The 755-nt window shown below is 48.6% G+C and carries 1 protein-coding gene and 1 pseudogene; both read right to left on the reverse strand.

Features of this window, described 5'->3' with window-relative positions; translation table 11 throughout:
- Window positions 1–615 (reverse strand): transposase zinc-binding domain-containing protein (locus AB4371_RS20955; RefSeq protein ID WP_133153779.1); only part of this gene is annotated, 615 nt, incomplete at its 3' end.
- Window positions 612–755 (reverse strand): annotated as a pseudogene (locus AB4371_RS20960) (integrase); the annotation flags it as partial. The pseudogene AB4371_RS20960 and the gene AB4371_RS20955, both read right to left, overlap by 4 nt.

The raw sequence follows: 755 nt of genomic DNA on the forward strand, positions 1-755 counted from the left end.
CCACAACGTTGGGTGTTGATTAATGGCCTCTAGCATTCTTGCTCGCCATACTTTGGCCAAAGCAAACGCGTTGAAGAGGTAATGCTTGTTGCCTTTGTGCCACGTTTGCCTCGACGCGTCGTATTGGCCTGCCGCCACGATAATGTGCAGATGTGGGTGCAAGTTTCGTTGTCGGCTGTGAGTATGCAACACGGCGGTAAAACCAAGTTCACCTTGCCGTTGTCGGTTGGCAAAATCCTTTAATACCCCTGATGCCACCTTAAACATACCGTTATATATCGCTTTAGGTTGATGTCTTGCCAGCACTCTCAATTGATACGGTAAAGTGAAGGTCACCATGAAATAGTGAACAGGTAACCGTTTTTGCTGTTGACGCTGTAGCCAGTCAGAAGTGGTGCGTTGTTGGCATTGAGGGCAATGGCGATGACCACAAGAAAGAGGCAATCGGTCATCGTGATGGCAGTGACTGCAGAACCATTGTGAGCGTCCTTGTTGCTCTGTTTTGCAACGGAGCATCGCCCCAATAGCTCGATGCATATCGCCATTTATCTGCGCATGATAGTGATGCTTAAGCGCACGATGATGCTGGCGAAGCAGTTCAATGAAAGTACTCATTTTATGCTCCATGTTAAGTCTAGATCATCCGTTAATTGGTTGATGGCCATTGCCGCATCACGCTGCTTTATCTGAGTCATTCGGGTGTATCGTGCCGTGGTGTTGAGGCTTGCATGACCGAGCAGTGATTGCAGTGAACG

It is taken from the genome of Vibrio sp. 10N.261.51.A3, assembly GCF_041471965.1.
Classification (GTDB): Bacteria; Pseudomonadota; Gammaproteobacteria; order Enterobacterales; family Vibrionaceae; genus Vibrio; species Vibrio crassostreae_C.